The organism is Stackebrandtia sp., assembly GCF_035643755.1.
Classification (GTDB): Bacteria; Actinomycetota; Actinomycetes; order Mycobacteriales; family Micromonosporaceae; genus Stackebrandtia.
This window is the reverse complement of sequence record NZ_DASQPW010000185.1, coordinates 1-13,287: the sequence shown is the minus strand read 5'-3', so window position 1 is coordinate 13,287 and position 13,287 is coordinate 1. Positions and strand designations below refer to the sequence as shown.

Genomic DNA, 13,287 nt, shown 5'->3' with positions numbered 1-13,287 from the left:
CCACGTGCGTCTTCACCGTCTCGGCGCTGACGTACAACTCCCCGGCGATCTCGGCGTTCGACTTGCCGCGCGCCATGAGCCGCAACACCTCCGACTCCCGCGCCGTCAGATTCGCCTCGTCCAGGCTCGACCGCCCACTATGGCGCGACGCCAGCTTCCGCACCGCCGCGGGAAACAACAACGCGTCCCCCGACACCACCAACCGAATCGCCGCCACCAGGTCGGCGGGCCGCGTCCGCTTCAACAAGAACCCATCGGCCCCCGCCCGCAGCGCCTCGTACACGTAGTCGTCGTTGTCGAATGTGGTCACGACGATGATCTTGGGCGGCGAACCCATGTCCCGCAAGATCTGTCGGGTGGCCTCGATCCCGTCCACCCGGGGCATTCGCACGTCCATCAACACGACGTCGGGCCCCAATCTCCTGGCGTGCCCGACCGCGTCCACCCCGTCGGCGGCCTGCCCCACCACGGTCATGTCGGGTTCGGCCTCGATGATGGCGGCCAGCCCCGCGCGGATCAGGTCCTCGTCGTCGGCGAGCAGGACATTCAGCGTCACGCCGTGACCTTAGCCGAGCGACACGTGATCAGTCGCCACCGCCGCCTGAGTCGCCGCCTCCCGAATCACCGCCTCCAGAGTCGCCACCACCCGAGTCGCCTCCGTCCCAGCCGCCCGAGTCGCCGCCGCCATCGTAGGAACCGCCGTTGTCGTGGTGATGGTGGTGATGGTGGCCCGAGTCGTCGTTCGTGAAGTGCGAACCATCACTGGAGCCGTACGAGTAGTAGTCGTTGGTGGTACCGCCACCGCGGCCCGACTTTCCTGCCGTCGTGGCCATGAGCGCGATCACGAGGATGCCGACGACAACGATGACCGCACAGGCGATCGGGGAACTGTGATTCACGGGCGCAGATTAGCCACCCGGCGCAACCTCGCGGGGATCATCAGGTGCCCAAGGGAAATCGGGCGTCGACCACCCAGTGGCCGTCGTGGGGGGCGGCGGTGAGGTCGCCGCCGAGGACGGTGGCGCGTTCGGTCATGCCCGTGATGCCTCGGCCGGGGTGGGGTGGGTGGGCCGTGGCGGGGATGGGGTTGGCGATGTGGATGGCGAGGGTGTTGGCGTCGAGGGCGATGTGGATGGTGGCCGTGGTGTCGGCGCCGTGGCGCAGGGCGTTGGTGAGGCTTTCCTGGACGATGCGGTAGGCCTCGCGGGAGAGGACCGGGGGCAGGGGGGCGAGGTTGGGGGCGATGTCGGTTTCGGTGTTCAGGCCGCAGGTGCGCAGCAGGTCGGGGAGGTCGTCCATGGTGTGGGCGACCTCGGTGGAGGCGGGGCCGTCCTCGCGCAGGATGCCCAGGACGGCGTCCAGTTCGTCCAGTGCGTGGCGGGCGGTGTCGGAGATGGCTTCCAGGGCGCGCAGGGCGAAGGACGGGTCGTCGCGGAGGACGCGGGTGGCGGCGTCAGCCTGGACGGTGACCACGGACAGGGCGTGGCCGACCGAGTCGTGGAGCTCGCGGGCGATGCGGTTGCGGACCGCCAGGCGGGTGCGTTCGGCGCGCTCGGTGGCCAGGCGTTCGGCCGCGGTGGGGCCGAGCAGGAGGGGGGCGGCGCGGCGCAGCAGCGCGGTGGCCGCCGCGATGACGTAGACGAGGGAGATCAGGATGAGCGGGCCCAGCGGCGGGCCCCAGCCCAGGGGCCAGCCGCTCATGCCGACCGTGGCCAGGATGGTGTGGGGGTGCGGGAAGAAGGGGACGACGACGAGGAAGACCGCGAACGGGACCAGGGCCAGGGTGAGTCCGCTGAGCAGGCCGCCGACGCCGAGATGGATGGTGAACCAGGCGGCGTCGCGACCGCGGCGGGCCCACGTGCGCGACGGGGTGACCTCGGGGATCTCGGTGGCCAGCAGGGTGCGGGCCAGCAGGACCGCCGTGGGGCGGACGGGAAGCAGCAGCCCGCTGGCGGCGATCACGGGCAGCGCCGCCAGGAAGATCGGGAACTGTACCGCCCACAGTGGATCGCCCGTCTGGGTGCGGCCGTGTCCCGTCACGACGACGGCGACGACCTGGCCGACCATCATGTACGGCATCAGGATGGCGCCGCCCAGGATCAGCCAGGTCCAGCCTCGGTAGGTGCGGGAGCCGAATACGGGACGCCACCACATGGGCACGATCTTGGCACAGGCGGGGCGGGTCGTGGACATGGCGGCTAACCGCGGCCGCAGGTGGCGCAGCGCCCGCGGGTGCCGTAGTGGTATTCGACGGTGACGATCGACAGGCACACCGCCCACACGGTGAAGCAGCCGTAGACAAACCACAGCACCCATGCCGACATCGTGGACAGGAAGCCCGCCGCGGCGTTGGCGCCGCTGATGTTGCCCGCCGTGCCGAGGATCGACACGGGGATCAGCATGGCCAGGCCGATGAGGGTGGGGGTGAGCAGCAGCCAGCGCGGCGGGCGCGGGCGGCGGTGCGCCATGGCCAGGGCGACGCCGATACCGATGAGCGCCATGACGCCCGTGTCGGCGAAGCCCGGGGTCCAGGGTTTGATGCCCGCGAAGACCGAGGGGTCGGCCAGGCCGATGGTGCCGCCGAAGGCCCAGGTGATCTTCAGCGCGGCGTAGCCCGCGGCGGGCAGGATCGAGACGTACGCCGCCCACAGCGCCAGGGCGCGGCGGCGACTCGGATCGGCGGCGGTGGCGGTGCGGCCGCACCGTCCACACGCGCCCCTGGTGACGCGGTGGTAGCGGATCAGGCGCCAGGCCAGGTAGGCGGCGGCGACGGTGGCGGTGGCGCGCAGGGCCGCGCCGAGCCAGTCGGGTTGGAAGGGCAGCACCGCGTCGTGGGAGAACAGGCCCACCACGGACATGGCGGCGAGCATCAGGTCCATGGCGATGCCGCGGTTCCAGGTGGCGTAGACGATCAGGGCGGCTACCGCCGTCCAGCCGAGCGCCAGCACCGCGGCGCGGCGGGGGCGGGTGGTCGTTGTGGTCATGGGTTCCAGGCTGCGGCGCGCGGCGGCGCGGGGCCTCGCGCCACCGAGGGGGTGGCCTCCCCCGCGCGGGGGATTGTGGACGGGATGTCGCGCGTCCCCCAAAGCGCGGCTACGCGCCGTAATATTTCGATCAATCCACCCATGGTTGGCTGAGACGAGTGTCCGGTGAGCGATTCCGAAAGCGTTGGTACGGTCCTGGTCGCGCTGGCGATGAACGTCGCCATCGCGGTGGCCAAGGCCGTGGCGGGGTTGATCAGCGGTTCGGCGGCGATGCTGTCGGAGGCGGCGCATTCGGTGGCCGACACCACCACCGAGGTCTTCCTGTACGTGGCGCTACTGCGGGGGGCGCGGCCCGCCGATCGGCGGCACCCCTTCGGATACGGGCGCGAGGCGTACTTCTGGGCGTTTTTGGCGGCGGCGTTCATGTTCATCGTGGGCGGCGGCTTCTCCATCACGCACGGGTATTCCGAGATCACGGCCCGCAAGCCGCCGGGCGACTATCTGGTGTCGTACGTGGTGTTGGTGGTTTCCTTTGGGCTGGAGACGATCTCGCTGATCAAGGGGTTGCGCCAGACCAACGGAGCGGCCAAGCGCCTGGACGTCAAGTGGTGGACGTACCTGCGCCTCACCCCCGACACCTCCGTCAAGGCCGTGGTGTTGGAGGATCTCGCGGCGTTGACGGGGCTGGTTCTGGCGGGGGCGGGCCTCGTCCTCACCGAGCTGACGGGCGACCCGCTGTACGACGGCGCGGCGTCGATCCTGATCGGCGTCCTGTTGATCACGGTGGCGGTGACCCTGGCGATCAACAACAAGTCGCTGTTGATCGGGCAGTCGGTTCCGTTGCGGCTGCAGAACCTCATCATCGACGAACTGTCGAAGGTGGAGACCATCGATCGGGTGCGTCAGCTCTACACCATCCACCTGGGACCCGACCAGATCTTCGTGGCGGCCAAGGTGGACTTCACCGATTCGGCGCTCGGCGCCGCGATCGAGGCCGACAGCGATTCGGCCGAGCATCGGCTGCGCGAGCGAATCCCGCAGATCAGGTACGTCTTCTTGGATCCGACGCCCGATTAGCGACGGTAGAGGGGCGGGCGGAGTTGGGTCGCGGCGCCCGCGCGGTACAGGGCGGCGGGTCTGCCGCCGTCTCTCGTGGTGGCGGTGCCGGTGGGCAGCAGGAAGTCGTCCACCTTCATGATCTTGCGGTGGAAGTTGCGGGGGTCGAGCGCCTCGCCCCACACGATCTCGTACACCCGGCGCAGGTCGCTGAGGGTGAATTCCTTGGGGCAGAAGGCCGCGGCGATCGTGGTGTGTTCGAGCTTGCCGCGGGCGTGGGCCGCGGCGTCGCGCACGATCCGCGCGTGGTCGAAGGCCATCATGGACGGATCGGCCAGGATGTCGTCGACGGCGACCCAGACCGCGTCGGCGGCGTCGCCGCCCGCCACCACCGCGGGAGGGCTGGGGACCAGCGCCAGGTAGCAGATGGTCACCACCCTGGTGCGGGGGTCGCGGCCCACCGCGCCGTAGCCGCGGAACTGTTCCAGGTGGACGTCGGCGGCCGACAGCGCGGTCTCCTCGGCGAGTTCGCGCGCGGCGGCGTCGTCGAGGTCCTCGTCGGGTTCCAGGAACCCGCCGGGCAGGGCGAGCTTGCCCTTGAACGGCGGATTCCCCCTGCGCACCAGCAGTATCCCGAATCGTCCATCGCGGACGGTGAAGACCGCCATGTCCACCGTCACCGTCGTCGCGGGTATCCCGTCGTCGTGAGTCACCGCCGCAGCCCTTCTCGTCTCGTTGACACGAAGACCTTAGCGCGGTATCGTCGACGAAACCCCTTAACGTCATAAGGACCTTAAGGGCGGGTTTCCGGGAACCCTTACCGTTCAAGCCATTCACGTAAGGAGTTCGGCATGGAGACGCATTGCTAGGAGACCCGCCCAGGGGGACCGTGTGGCACCACCGCGCCACACGCCACCGCGGCGGGGGTTGTGCTGACCCCCGCCGCGCCCCTCACTCTTCGACTCCCCATTGGACGCCGTAGCCGAGTTGCAGCCGGGGGTTGCCGAAGCTGACGGCCACCTCGCCCGACCGGTCCGGCGTCAGCGCCTCACCGCGCATCCGGGGCGGATCGAACGTGCGCACCGTCTCGGCCTCCACCCTGCGCACCCACGCGGGGGCGCGCCCGGCACCGAAGCGCACCCTGAGGTCCACATTGTCGTAGCGGCGCTCCGGGATGAGGATGTAATGGGGACGGGTGAGCCGCCCGGCGTCCACGGTGATGTCGACGGCCACCGCGTGGCTCTCCCCCTCCCGCAAGGGTTTCGACAGCTCCACGGTCACCTCGGGGCGGCGGGGCGACGACCGGTTCATCGCGGCGAGCGTGCCGCCGAAACGCACCTCGACGCGCAACCGCGGCCCCTGTGGACCGGGGTTCTCCGGCAGGTCAAAGGGGAGGGTCACCGTCTCCAGTCCGTCATGGGTGGACACGATCTCGCGCTCCTCGAAGGCCATCACGTCCGGTCGGTCCAGCAGCATGTGCGCGGTGAGGCGCCGGACGTACCAGCCGTCGTCGGGGCTGGCCGACAGGCGTGAGCGAATCCGCTCGGCCAGCAGCCTTTCGGCCGCGTCGACCTTCCGCTGCACCGTGCGCGGCGAGCAGCCGAGCTCGACCGCGATGCCCCGCAGCCGCTCCCCCAGGTCCGCCTCGCCGCCGTCCACTCCCAACGCACGGACCACCACGGCGCGCTCGGGCGCGGGCAGCCCGGCGGCGCAGTCCTTGAGACGCGCGACGAGCCGCCGCCGCAGTTCCGCCGCGTCGGTGTCGTCGTCCGCCGCGGCCAGCGCCATCAGCCGCTCCCCCAGCCGCCCGCGCAGGTCGGCGCCGTGCACGCCCCGTCCCCTGTGCAGTCTGCGCAGCTCGAGGCGAATCTCCTGCGTCCTCATGGCCGATTCACATCCCTTATGGAATCACTATCGCCGGGTTCGTTCCTCTATCGTATTTTCATGCCCACCCCCCGAACCCCCCGTACCGCGGTGCTGTGTGCGGCACTGGACCTGGAGCACCAGGCCATCACCGAGCACCTCACCGGCACCGTCGGCCGCGAGACCGTCAACGGCGCCGTCTACGACATCGGCGGCTTCGCGTCCTGGCGGGTCGTCGTCGCGCTCACCGGCCGCGACAACGCCCCCACGGCCGCCCAGGTGGAGCGGGCGATATCGGCGTTCTCGCCCCGGGTGGCGATCTTCGTGGGCATCGCCGGCGGGCGCCGCAAGGTGCGGCACGGCGACGTCGTCGCGGCCTCGCACATCTATGACTATCAATCCGGACGCGACACGGACTCCGGTTTGCGACCCCGCGTCAAGACGCTCGATTCGACCTATGCCGCGCTGCAACGGGCGCACGCGGTGGTGCGGGATCGCCAGTGGCAGCGCCGCATCACCACCGGGGCGCACGGCGAGACGCCGGCGGCGCGGATCGGCCCGCTGGCGTCCGGCGGCACCGTCGTCACCGGGGTCGACTCGGACACCGCCCGGTTCATCGAGCGGCACTGCGACGACGCGCTGGGCATCGAGATGGAGGGTTACGGGTTCCTGCGGGGCGCCCGAGCCCATAACGGAGTCGAGTCGCTGGTGGTCCGCGGCATCTCGGATCTGTTGGGAGACAAGGGTGTCAGCGCGGATCGGCAATGGCAGCCGCTGGCCGCCCGACACGCGGCGGCGTTCGCCTTCGAGGTGCTGCACCACATGGACGTCGACGACTCGCCGCCGCCCGACGCCGAGCGCGAGCCGCGCTCCGTCACGTATGTCGCGTCCAAGGGGGACAACAACACCCTGAACATCGGCGGCTTCGGCGAAGGGGCCCGGGGCGAGGTCAACGTGCGCCGCGAGGACTGATCGTGTCAGCTTTCTGACGCCGTGTCACACATTCGGCGTTCGGGACCCACATTGGCGACTTCCGCGTCCGCGACGGCTCTCAGCCGCGCGTGAGACTTGTACGTCCACACGGAAACTCCGGCCACCGGCCACGCTGTCCACATGACACGACCGTTCAGGAGTGGCAATGTCAACACCGTGGAGACACACCCTCGCGACGCTGCACCTGTGCGCGGGCACCTACCTCGACGAGGAATACCGCCGCGACATCCTCAACGAGATCTACCACCAACCCGACCGCGCGGTCGCGCCCTACGCCGCCGCCGACGCCGCCGAGGTGCTCAGGCACGCCAAACGCGCGCGCGGCATCGACATCCTGCAAAACATCGCCGTGATCCTCTGCGAACTCGTATTTCTCGCCGCCGCGCCCCTCGCCGCCCTCGTGACCCTCGCGATTCTGGTCGAGTGGCAATGGCTCGCGTCGGTGTCAAAGCTCTACACCGACGGCATCCGCCTGCTGCGCGGCTCGGCGAACGTGTCGCCGCAACGGTTGCTCGCGCGCGGGATGCTGCTCCTCCTCGGGACCATGACGGCCGTCATGGCGTTCCTCACCGCCATCACCTTCGCGGACGTGTCGACGGGGCTCAGCGCCGCATCGGCGCTCTCCGATCAGCTGGGCCTGTCGGCGTTGAACTTCATGCTCCTGGCGGCGATCGCCTGCGCCTTCGCGATCATCCGCCGCCACAACATATCCGAGGTGCCGCACACCAGCGCCACACCCGACGGCGGCGACGGCAATCTCCACCGCATCCACGGCGGCCAGTTCGGTGACGTCGTGACGTACGCGGACGACAACCCGTTCATCGGATCGGGATCGGAGCTGCGCACCTGGCAGTTCGCACTTCCGTTGCGGCGCGCGGACACCCCGGGCGTCGACGACCCCGAAGACCCGGGCTTCCCGCACTTCGACACCGTGGAGCTGACCGGACATCTGAAGCGGGAGCTGTCCCGCCTGGCGTTTCCCACCCCGGCCTCGTATCAGCTCCCCGACCTTCACATCACCGACGTGGCGTTCATCGCGGGCGTCGAAACCGAGGGCCCGGTCCATCGAATCGCGCAGCTTCAGCGGCCCGACCGCCGGTTCACCATGGACGACGTCAAGCGCGACCCCACCACCGTTTTGCGGCATTACCTGAAGTGTCAGGTGGTCGCGTGGGACGGCGAGATCGTCACCACCGTCTACGTGCACGCCGCCCTCCAGGGCGAGACCCTGTACATGGAGTTCTCCAGCTTCGCGCTGCCACCCACCCGCGCCGAGTTCCACGTCTTCGGCGACCGCACCCGGGTCGGGGGCCCGGCCATGGCATTGGACGCCGTGCGCGCCTTCGGGCACCTGCCCCGCATCGTCGGAAGGGCACCCATCAACCTGGCACGGGACTGCGGCGACGGGTTGAGGGCGCTGGGGCACGGCAGCAACACTCCGCGAAACCCCCTCGCCGCCACCGACCACGGCGCCCGCGTCAGCGTCCGCGAACTCGGCACCGACCTGGCCGCCCACAACTACTTCCAACGCCGGGACGTCGTCAAGTACACCCGCATCCTGGAACGTCAGGTCCTGCGCACCAGCGTCGATTTCCTGCGCGGCAAGCACGTCGACACCTTCGAGGTGGACCGCCGCGCCAACACGATCATCAACAATGGACTGATCGGCACCAATCGGGGCAGCCTGAACGCCGGAAGCGGCAACACCTTCAGAATCGGCCAACAGGGCGACGACAACACTCAGTACGGAGGATCGGCGTGACCGAGGACGAACCGAACCGCGGCATCACCAACGCGGGACAGAACAACCGCTTCTACATCGGACAGCAGGGCGACCGCAATCGGATGCGCGTCGACGCCTTCGGGGAGCGCGCCACCGGCCACACCGGCGCCGACGCCCCGGCCGGGACCGCGCGCGAGCTCGAACGACTGCTGGCCGACCTGCGCCGCCTGCTCGATGTCCACGACGCCGATCTGGCCGACCGCGACACCGCCGAAAGCGCCGTCGCGAATTTGGAGTCCGCGGTGAAGTCCGACGCCGAGCTCGGCAGGATCCGCCGCTTCGCCGACTCGGTCCTGAAACTCACCGAGCCCCTCAGGTCCTTCGCCGAGCTCGTCGCCAAGATCCTCGACGTCGTCAATCGCGCCAAGGGGGCCTGAGGCGCCCTACCCGTCGATGTCCTCCAGGGCGTCGGCGTCGATCTGCTCGGCCATCTCGGCGGTGGCGGCGTGCTCGGCGAGGACCTCCTTCACCACGCCGATCGCCACCCCCGAGCCGTAACCCTTGCGGCCCAACATCCCCACCAGGCGGCGGAACACCGCGTCGGGCGGCGCCGAACCCATGCTCCGCAGGCGCTTGACCACCAACTCGCGGGCGGCCTCCCGTTCGCTGTCGTCGTCGACCTGCTCCAGGGCCTCGTCCACCAGCTCGGTGTCGACGCCCTTGCGGCGCAGCTCGCTGGACAGGGCGCGCCGGGACAGCTTCTTGCCGCGGTGGCGGCTGCTCACCCACGCCCTGGCGAAGGCGGCGTCGTCCACCATGCCGACCTCGCGGTAACGGTCCAGCACCTCGTCGATCACCTCGTCGGGGATGCCCCGCTTGGTGAGCGCCTCGGCCAGTTCGATGTAGGTGCGGGGGCGCACGTCGAGCAGGCGCAGGCAGATCTCCCGCGCCCGCTCGGCGGGATCGCGCTCCTCTTTGTCCTTCATGGACAAACGATCAGAAGTCGACGGGCGGGTTCTCGGCGGCGGACTCGCCGTCGCTCTCGGCCTCGACACCGACGCCGAGCTTCTCCTTGATCTTCTTCTCCAGCTCGTTGGCCAGATCCGGGTTCTCCTTGAGGAAGGTGCGCACCTTCTCCTTGCCCTGACCCAGCTGGTCGCCCTCGTAGGTGTACCAGGCGCCCGACTTGCGGATGATGCCCTCGTCCACGCCGATGTCGATGATGGACCCCTCGCGGCTGATGCCCTCGCCGTAGAGGATGTCGAACTCCGCCTGGCGGAACGGCGAGGAGACCTTGTTCTTGACCACCTTGACCCGGGTGCGGTTACCCACCGCCTCGCCGGCGTCCTTCATGGTCTCGATGCGGCGGATGTCGAGGCGCACCGAGGCGTAGAACTTCAGCGCCTTACCACCGGAGGTGGTCTCCGGGGAACCGAAGAAGACGCCGACCTTCTCGCGCAACTGGTTGATGAAGATGCAGGTCGTCCCGGTGTTGGCCAGCCCGCCGGTGATCTTGCGCAGCGCCTGGCTCATCAGCCTCGCCTGCAGGCCGACGTGACTGTCACCCATCTCGCCCTCGATCTCGGCGCGCGGCACCAGGGCGGCCACCGAGTCGATGACGATCAGGTCGACGGCGCCCGAACGCACCAGCATGTCGGCGATCTCCAGGGCCTGCTCACCGGTGTCGGGCTGCGATACCAGCAGCTCGTCGGTGTCCACGCCGAGGTTCTTGGCATACTCGGGATCCAGCGCGTGCTCGGCGTCCACAATGGCCGCGATGCCGCCGTCGCGTTGCACGCTCGCGATGGCGTGCAGCGCCAGCGAGGTCTTACCGCTGGACTCCGGCCCGTACACCTCGATGATCCGGCCGCGCGGCAACCCGCCGATTCCCAAGGCGACGTCCAGGGCGATGGAGCCGGTCGGAATCGCCCTGATGTTGGTCTTGGGGCGTTCGCCGAGCTTCATCACCGAGCCCTTGCCGAACTGCTTGTCGATTTGCGCCAGCGCCAAATCGAGGGCTTTGGTCTTGTCAGGTGCGCCTGCCATGGCGGCCCCTCCCGTTGTCACGGATTTCTTGCTTGTTGTCTTAGCCATGCGCACACGGTAGTCCCGGGCTGTGACATGGACGTCTGCGACCAGTCGCCGTGTCGCTATCGAACGACACCATACTAGGACGAACGTTCGAGCGGGGGGTCAACGGCGAATTCCCCGCGGAACCCGCTCCCCGTACGCCTCGCACACCGCCATCCACACGGCCTTGACGTCCCAGCCCTCGGCGAGGGCGTCCTTGACGGTCCGACCGTCCAATTGGGGCAATGTCTGATCGGTGGCGACGCTCTCGGCGTAGGCGCGGCCGAAGGTGGCGGTCATGTTGTCCCAGAAATGGCTGATCCGCACGTCAGGCTCCCGTCGGTTTCGGCTTGTGCAACACCAGAACCGTAACGGGCAGGATCACCAGGGCCGCCAGCGCCGCCAGTGTGGGGTATCCGGGGCCGGAGACGATGAAGCCGCTCACCGCGCCGGCGAAGGCTCCCGCGCAGCCCATGGTGAGGTCGGACAGCCCCTGGACGGCGGGGCGTTCGGCACCGGCGACGGCTCCGGTCAACATGGACGATCCACCGACCATGGTGCCCGACCAGCCGAGGCCGAGCAGCAGCAGGCCGATGGCGAGCTGGACGTGGTTGTCGCCGGCGGTGCCGGCCGTGGCGCAGGCGGCCAGCAGGCCGACGATGCCGGCGGTGATGACGCGGCGGGAGCCGAAGCGGTCGGCGGCGTATCCGGCCAGCGGGGACAGGGCGTACATGCCCGCGATGTGAACGCTCAGCACGATTCCCACGACGGTGGTGACGGTGTCGGGGTCGTGCAGGCCCTGCTTGATGTGGATGGGGGTCATGGCCATCACCGCGACCATGACGAAGTGGCCCAGGGCCACGGCGAGGATTCCGGTGCGGGCGACGGGGTTGGCGCGCACCACCCTCAAGCCGGCCGAGATGCCGGGGCGGGGGCCGTCGGGCTCCCCGCTGTGCTGGCGGGCCAGAACCAGCGGGTCGGGGCGCAGCAGGGCCCACAGCATCACCGCGGCGACGCCGAAGCCGACGGCGCTGGCGATGAAGGGGCCGCTGTAGCGGGGGCCGCCGAAGTCGCGCAGCGCGTTGTCGGCGAAGGGGGCCAGGCTGGGTCCGGAGACGGAGCCCAGGGTGGCGGCCCAGACCACAAGGGAGAGTTGGCGTCCGCGGTGTTCGGGCTCGGCCAGGTCGACCGCGGCGTAGCGGGCCTGGAGGTTGGCGGCGGTGCCGCCGCCGAAGGCGAGCATGCCGACGAAGGCCAGCGGGATGGAGCGGGTGACGGTGGCGGCGACCACGGCCACGGCGCCCACGATGCCCACGGCATAAGCGAAGGACAGCGCGCCGCGGCGGCCGTCGCGGTTGGTGATGCGCACGATCGGGATGGCCAACAGCGCCCCGCCGATCACCGAGGCCGAGGAGCCCAGCCCGGACAGGGAGGGGCCGCCGGTGAGGTCGTCGAGCAGCAGGGCGCCCACGGCGATGCCGATGGCGACGCCGACCCCGCCGACCACCTGGGTGCCGAACAGCACGCCGAGGGTTCGTTTCTGGACGCGGGCGGTGTCGACGGTGACCATATGAGGGCTTTCTCGCGGGGGGCGGGGCGCTGCCAGAGTGGACCGCCGCGGCGGGTCTAGGCAAGGGGATATGACGCGCGTCTCGCCGCGGCGACGGCCTCGGCGACGGCGGGAGCGGCGTTCTGGCTCATTCCGGAGATGGTGACCCGGATGGCGGCGGGGGCGTCGATGCGGAAGCCGGCGCCGGGCGACACGGCGTATCCCCGATCGCGCAGCGCGGCGACGGTGGTGGTCTCGTCGTCGACCGGTATCCACACGTTGAGGCCGGTGTGTCCGCTGGCGGGCACGTCGTGGACGGCCAGGGCGTCCAGCAGCCCGCGGCGTCGGCGTCGGTAGGAGTCGCGGGCGGCGCGCAGCACCTCGGGGGTGCGCGGATCGTTCCACACGCCGAGCACCAGGTGCTGCAGGATCGTCGACACCCATCCGGCGCCGACCCGCATCCGGCCCTGGAGGCGGGCGATGGTGGTGTCGTCGCCGCAGGCGGCGGCGCAGCGCAGGTCGGGTCCGTACGGTTTGGACACCGAGCGGATGAACAGCCAGCGTCGCGCGGCGTCGGCGACCGGGCTGAGGGGGTCGTCCGACAGCTCGGCCCAGTGATCGTCCTCAATGGCCACGACGTCGGGGTGGTCGGACAGGACGGCGCGCAGCGCGGCGGCGCGCTCGGCGGTGATGAAGGCGCCGGTGGGGTTGTGGGCGCGGCTGGTGATCACCGCGGCGCGGGCGTGGCGCAGGGCGTCGTCCAGGTCCTCGGGGACGGGGCCGTGGGCGTCGACGGGAACCGGCACGGGCCGCATGCCCAGGGACACGATGAGGTCGCGCAGGTTGGCCCAGCAGGGGTCCTCGATGGCCACCGCGTCGCCGGGGGCGGCGTGGCCGGTGAGCGCGCGCTGGATGCCGTCGAGGGCGCCCCCGGTGACGGTCATGGCCCCCTCGACGCCGTCGGCGGCGAAGCGTCCCCGGGCGGCGGCCATCAGCGGCGGCAGCGGGCCGGCCTGGCGGTAGCCGGCGGGAGCGGTGGGCACGGCGGC

The 13,287-nt window shown here is 70.2% G+C and carries 15 protein-coding genes; 4 read left to right on the top strand and 11 right to left on the bottom strand.

Going from position 1 to position 13,287, the window contains the following annotated elements; genetic code table 11:
* From VE172_RS13825 to VE172_RS13810, 4 genes are all read right to left on the bottom strand, one after another.
* A partial coding sequence (locus tag VE172_RS13825) for a response regulator transcription factor (RefSeq protein WP_324802504.1) occupies positions 1–556 on the bottom strand: 556 nt, incomplete at its 3' end.
* 28 nt (positions 557–584) lie between these two features.
* Entirely contained in the window at positions 585–899 is a 315-nt protein-coding gene (locus tag VE172_RS13820; RefSeq protein ID WP_324802503.1) for a hypothetical protein, read from the bottom strand.
* A gap of 40 nt (positions 900–939) precedes the next feature.
* Positions 940–2,193, bottom strand: coding sequence for a sensor histidine kinase (locus VE172_RS13815; RefSeq protein ID WP_324802502.1), 1,254 nt, complete (start codon positions 2,191–2,193; stop codon positions 940–942).
* Positions 2,194–2,198: 5 nt separating this feature from the next.
* Positions 2,199–2,984, bottom strand: coding sequence for a hypothetical protein (locus VE172_RS13810; protein ID WP_324802501.1), 786 nt, complete (start codon positions 2,982–2,984; stop codon positions 2,199–2,201).
* 165 nt (positions 2,985–3,149) lie between these two features.
* Between VE172_RS13810 and VE172_RS13805 the strand changes: the two genes are divergently transcribed.
* Positions 3,150–4,061 (top strand): cation diffusion facilitator family transporter, encoded by a 912-nt coding sequence (locus VE172_RS13805; RefSeq protein ID WP_324802500.1) that lies wholly within the window; start codon positions 3,150–3,152, stop codon positions 4,059–4,061.
* Here VE172_RS13805 and VE172_RS13800 read toward each other — a convergent pair.
* Together VE172_RS13800 and VE172_RS13795 are read right to left on the bottom strand one after the other, a co-directional pair.
* Complete coding sequence (locus tag VE172_RS13800; protein ID WP_349258375.1) at positions 4,058–4,708, bottom strand: NUDIX hydrolase; 651 nt, start codon at positions 4,706–4,708, stop codon at positions 4,058–4,060. The two genes, VE172_RS13805 and VE172_RS13800, sit on opposite strands and share 4 nt — an antisense overlap.
* A gap of 283 nt (positions 4,709–4,991) precedes the next feature.
* Complete coding sequence (locus VE172_RS13795; protein WP_324802498.1) at positions 4,992–5,924, bottom strand: hypothetical protein; 933 nt, start codon at positions 5,922–5,924, stop codon at positions 4,992–4,994.
* Between the two features lie 60 nt (positions 5,925–5,984).
* Between VE172_RS13795 and VE172_RS13790 the strand changes: the two genes are divergently transcribed.
* From VE172_RS13790 to VE172_RS13780, 3 genes are all read left to right on the top strand, one after another.
* Positions 5,985–6,875, top strand: coding sequence for a 5'-methylthioadenosine/S-adenosylhomocysteine nucleosidase family protein (locus tag VE172_RS13790; protein ID WP_324802497.1), 891 nt, complete (start codon positions 5,985–5,987; stop codon positions 6,873–6,875).
* A 166-nt stretch (positions 6,876–7,041) separates the two neighbouring features.
* Positions 7,042–8,658 carry a hypothetical protein gene (locus tag VE172_RS13785; protein ID WP_324802496.1) on the top strand — a complete coding sequence of 539 codons (1,617 nt, stop codon included), beginning with the start codon at positions 7,042–7,044 and terminating at the stop codon, positions 8,656–8,658.
* Positions 8,655–9,056, top strand: a complete 402-nt coding sequence (locus tag VE172_RS13780; RefSeq protein WP_324802495.1) for a DUF5955 family protein — start codon at positions 8,655–8,657, stop codon at positions 9,054–9,056. Before VE172_RS13785 ends, VE172_RS13780 begins: the two co-directional genes overlap by 4 nt.
* Before the next feature lie 6 nt (positions 9,057–9,062).
* Here VE172_RS13780 and VE172_RS13775 read toward each other — a convergent pair whose 3' ends face one another.
* From VE172_RS13775 to VE172_RS13755, 5 genes are all read right to left on the bottom strand, one after another.
* Positions 9,063–9,605: a regulatory protein RecX gene (locus VE172_RS13775; protein ID WP_324802494.1), complete on the bottom strand. Its 543-nt coding sequence runs from the start codon at positions 9,603–9,605 to the stop codon at positions 9,063–9,065.
* A 10-nt stretch (positions 9,606–9,615) separates the two neighbouring features.
* Complete coding sequence (gene recA, locus VE172_RS13770; RefSeq protein WP_324802493.1) at positions 9,616–10,665, bottom strand: recombinase RecA; 1,050 nt, start codon at positions 10,663–10,665, stop codon at positions 9,616–9,618.
* 147 nt (positions 10,666–10,812) lie between these two features.
* Complete coding sequence (locus VE172_RS13765; protein WP_324802492.1) at positions 10,813–11,016, bottom strand: DUF3046 domain-containing protein; 204 nt, start codon at positions 11,014–11,016, stop codon at positions 10,813–10,815.
* Between the two features lies 1 nt (position 11,017).
* Complete coding sequence (locus tag VE172_RS13760) at positions 11,018–12,259, bottom strand: MFS transporter (RefSeq protein WP_324802491.1); 1,242 nt, start codon at positions 12,257–12,259, stop codon at positions 11,018–11,020.
* Positions 12,260–12,315: 56 nt separating this feature from the next.
* Positions 12,316–13,287, bottom strand: a 972-nt coding sequence (locus VE172_RS13755; RefSeq protein ID WP_324802490.1) for an aminotransferase class I/II-fold pyridoxal phosphate-dependent enzyme, incomplete at its 5' end; no start/stop codon positions are given.

Coding starts and splice junctions, on each gene's coding strand:
- VE172_RS13785 (WP_324802496.1), top strand. CDS start 7,042: ATGTCAACACCGTGGAGACACACCCTCGCGACGCTGCACCTGTGCGCG.
- VE172_RS13775 (WP_324802494.1), bottom strand. CDS start 9,605: ATGAAGGACAAAGAGGAGCGCGATCCCGCCGAGCGGGCGCGGGAGATC.
- VE172_RS13760 (WP_324802491.1), bottom strand. CDS start 12,259: ATGGTCACCGTCGACACCGCCCGCGTCCAGAAACGAACCCTCGGCGTG.
- VE172_RS13810 (WP_324802501.1), bottom strand. CDS start 2,984: ATGACCACAACGACCACCCGCCCCCGCCGCGCCGCGGTGCTGGCGCTC.
- recA (WP_324802493.1), bottom strand. CDS start 10,665: ATGGCAGGCGCACCTGACAAGACCAAAGCCCTCGATTTGGCGCTGGCG.
- VE172_RS13800 (WP_349258375.1), bottom strand. CDS start 4,708: ATGGCGGTCTTCACCGTCCGCGATGGACGATTCGGGATACTGCTGGTG.
- VE172_RS13815 (WP_324802502.1), bottom strand. CDS start 2,193: ATGTCCACGACCCGCCCCGCCTGTGCCAAGATCGTGCCCATGTGGTGG.
- VE172_RS13795 (WP_324802498.1), bottom strand. CDS start 5,924: ATGAGGACGCAGGAGATTCGCCTCGAGCTGCGCAGACTGCACAGGGGA.
- VE172_RS13790 (WP_324802497.1), top strand. CDS start 5,985: ATGCCCACCCCCCGAACCCCCCGTACCGCGGTGCTGTGTGCGGCACTG.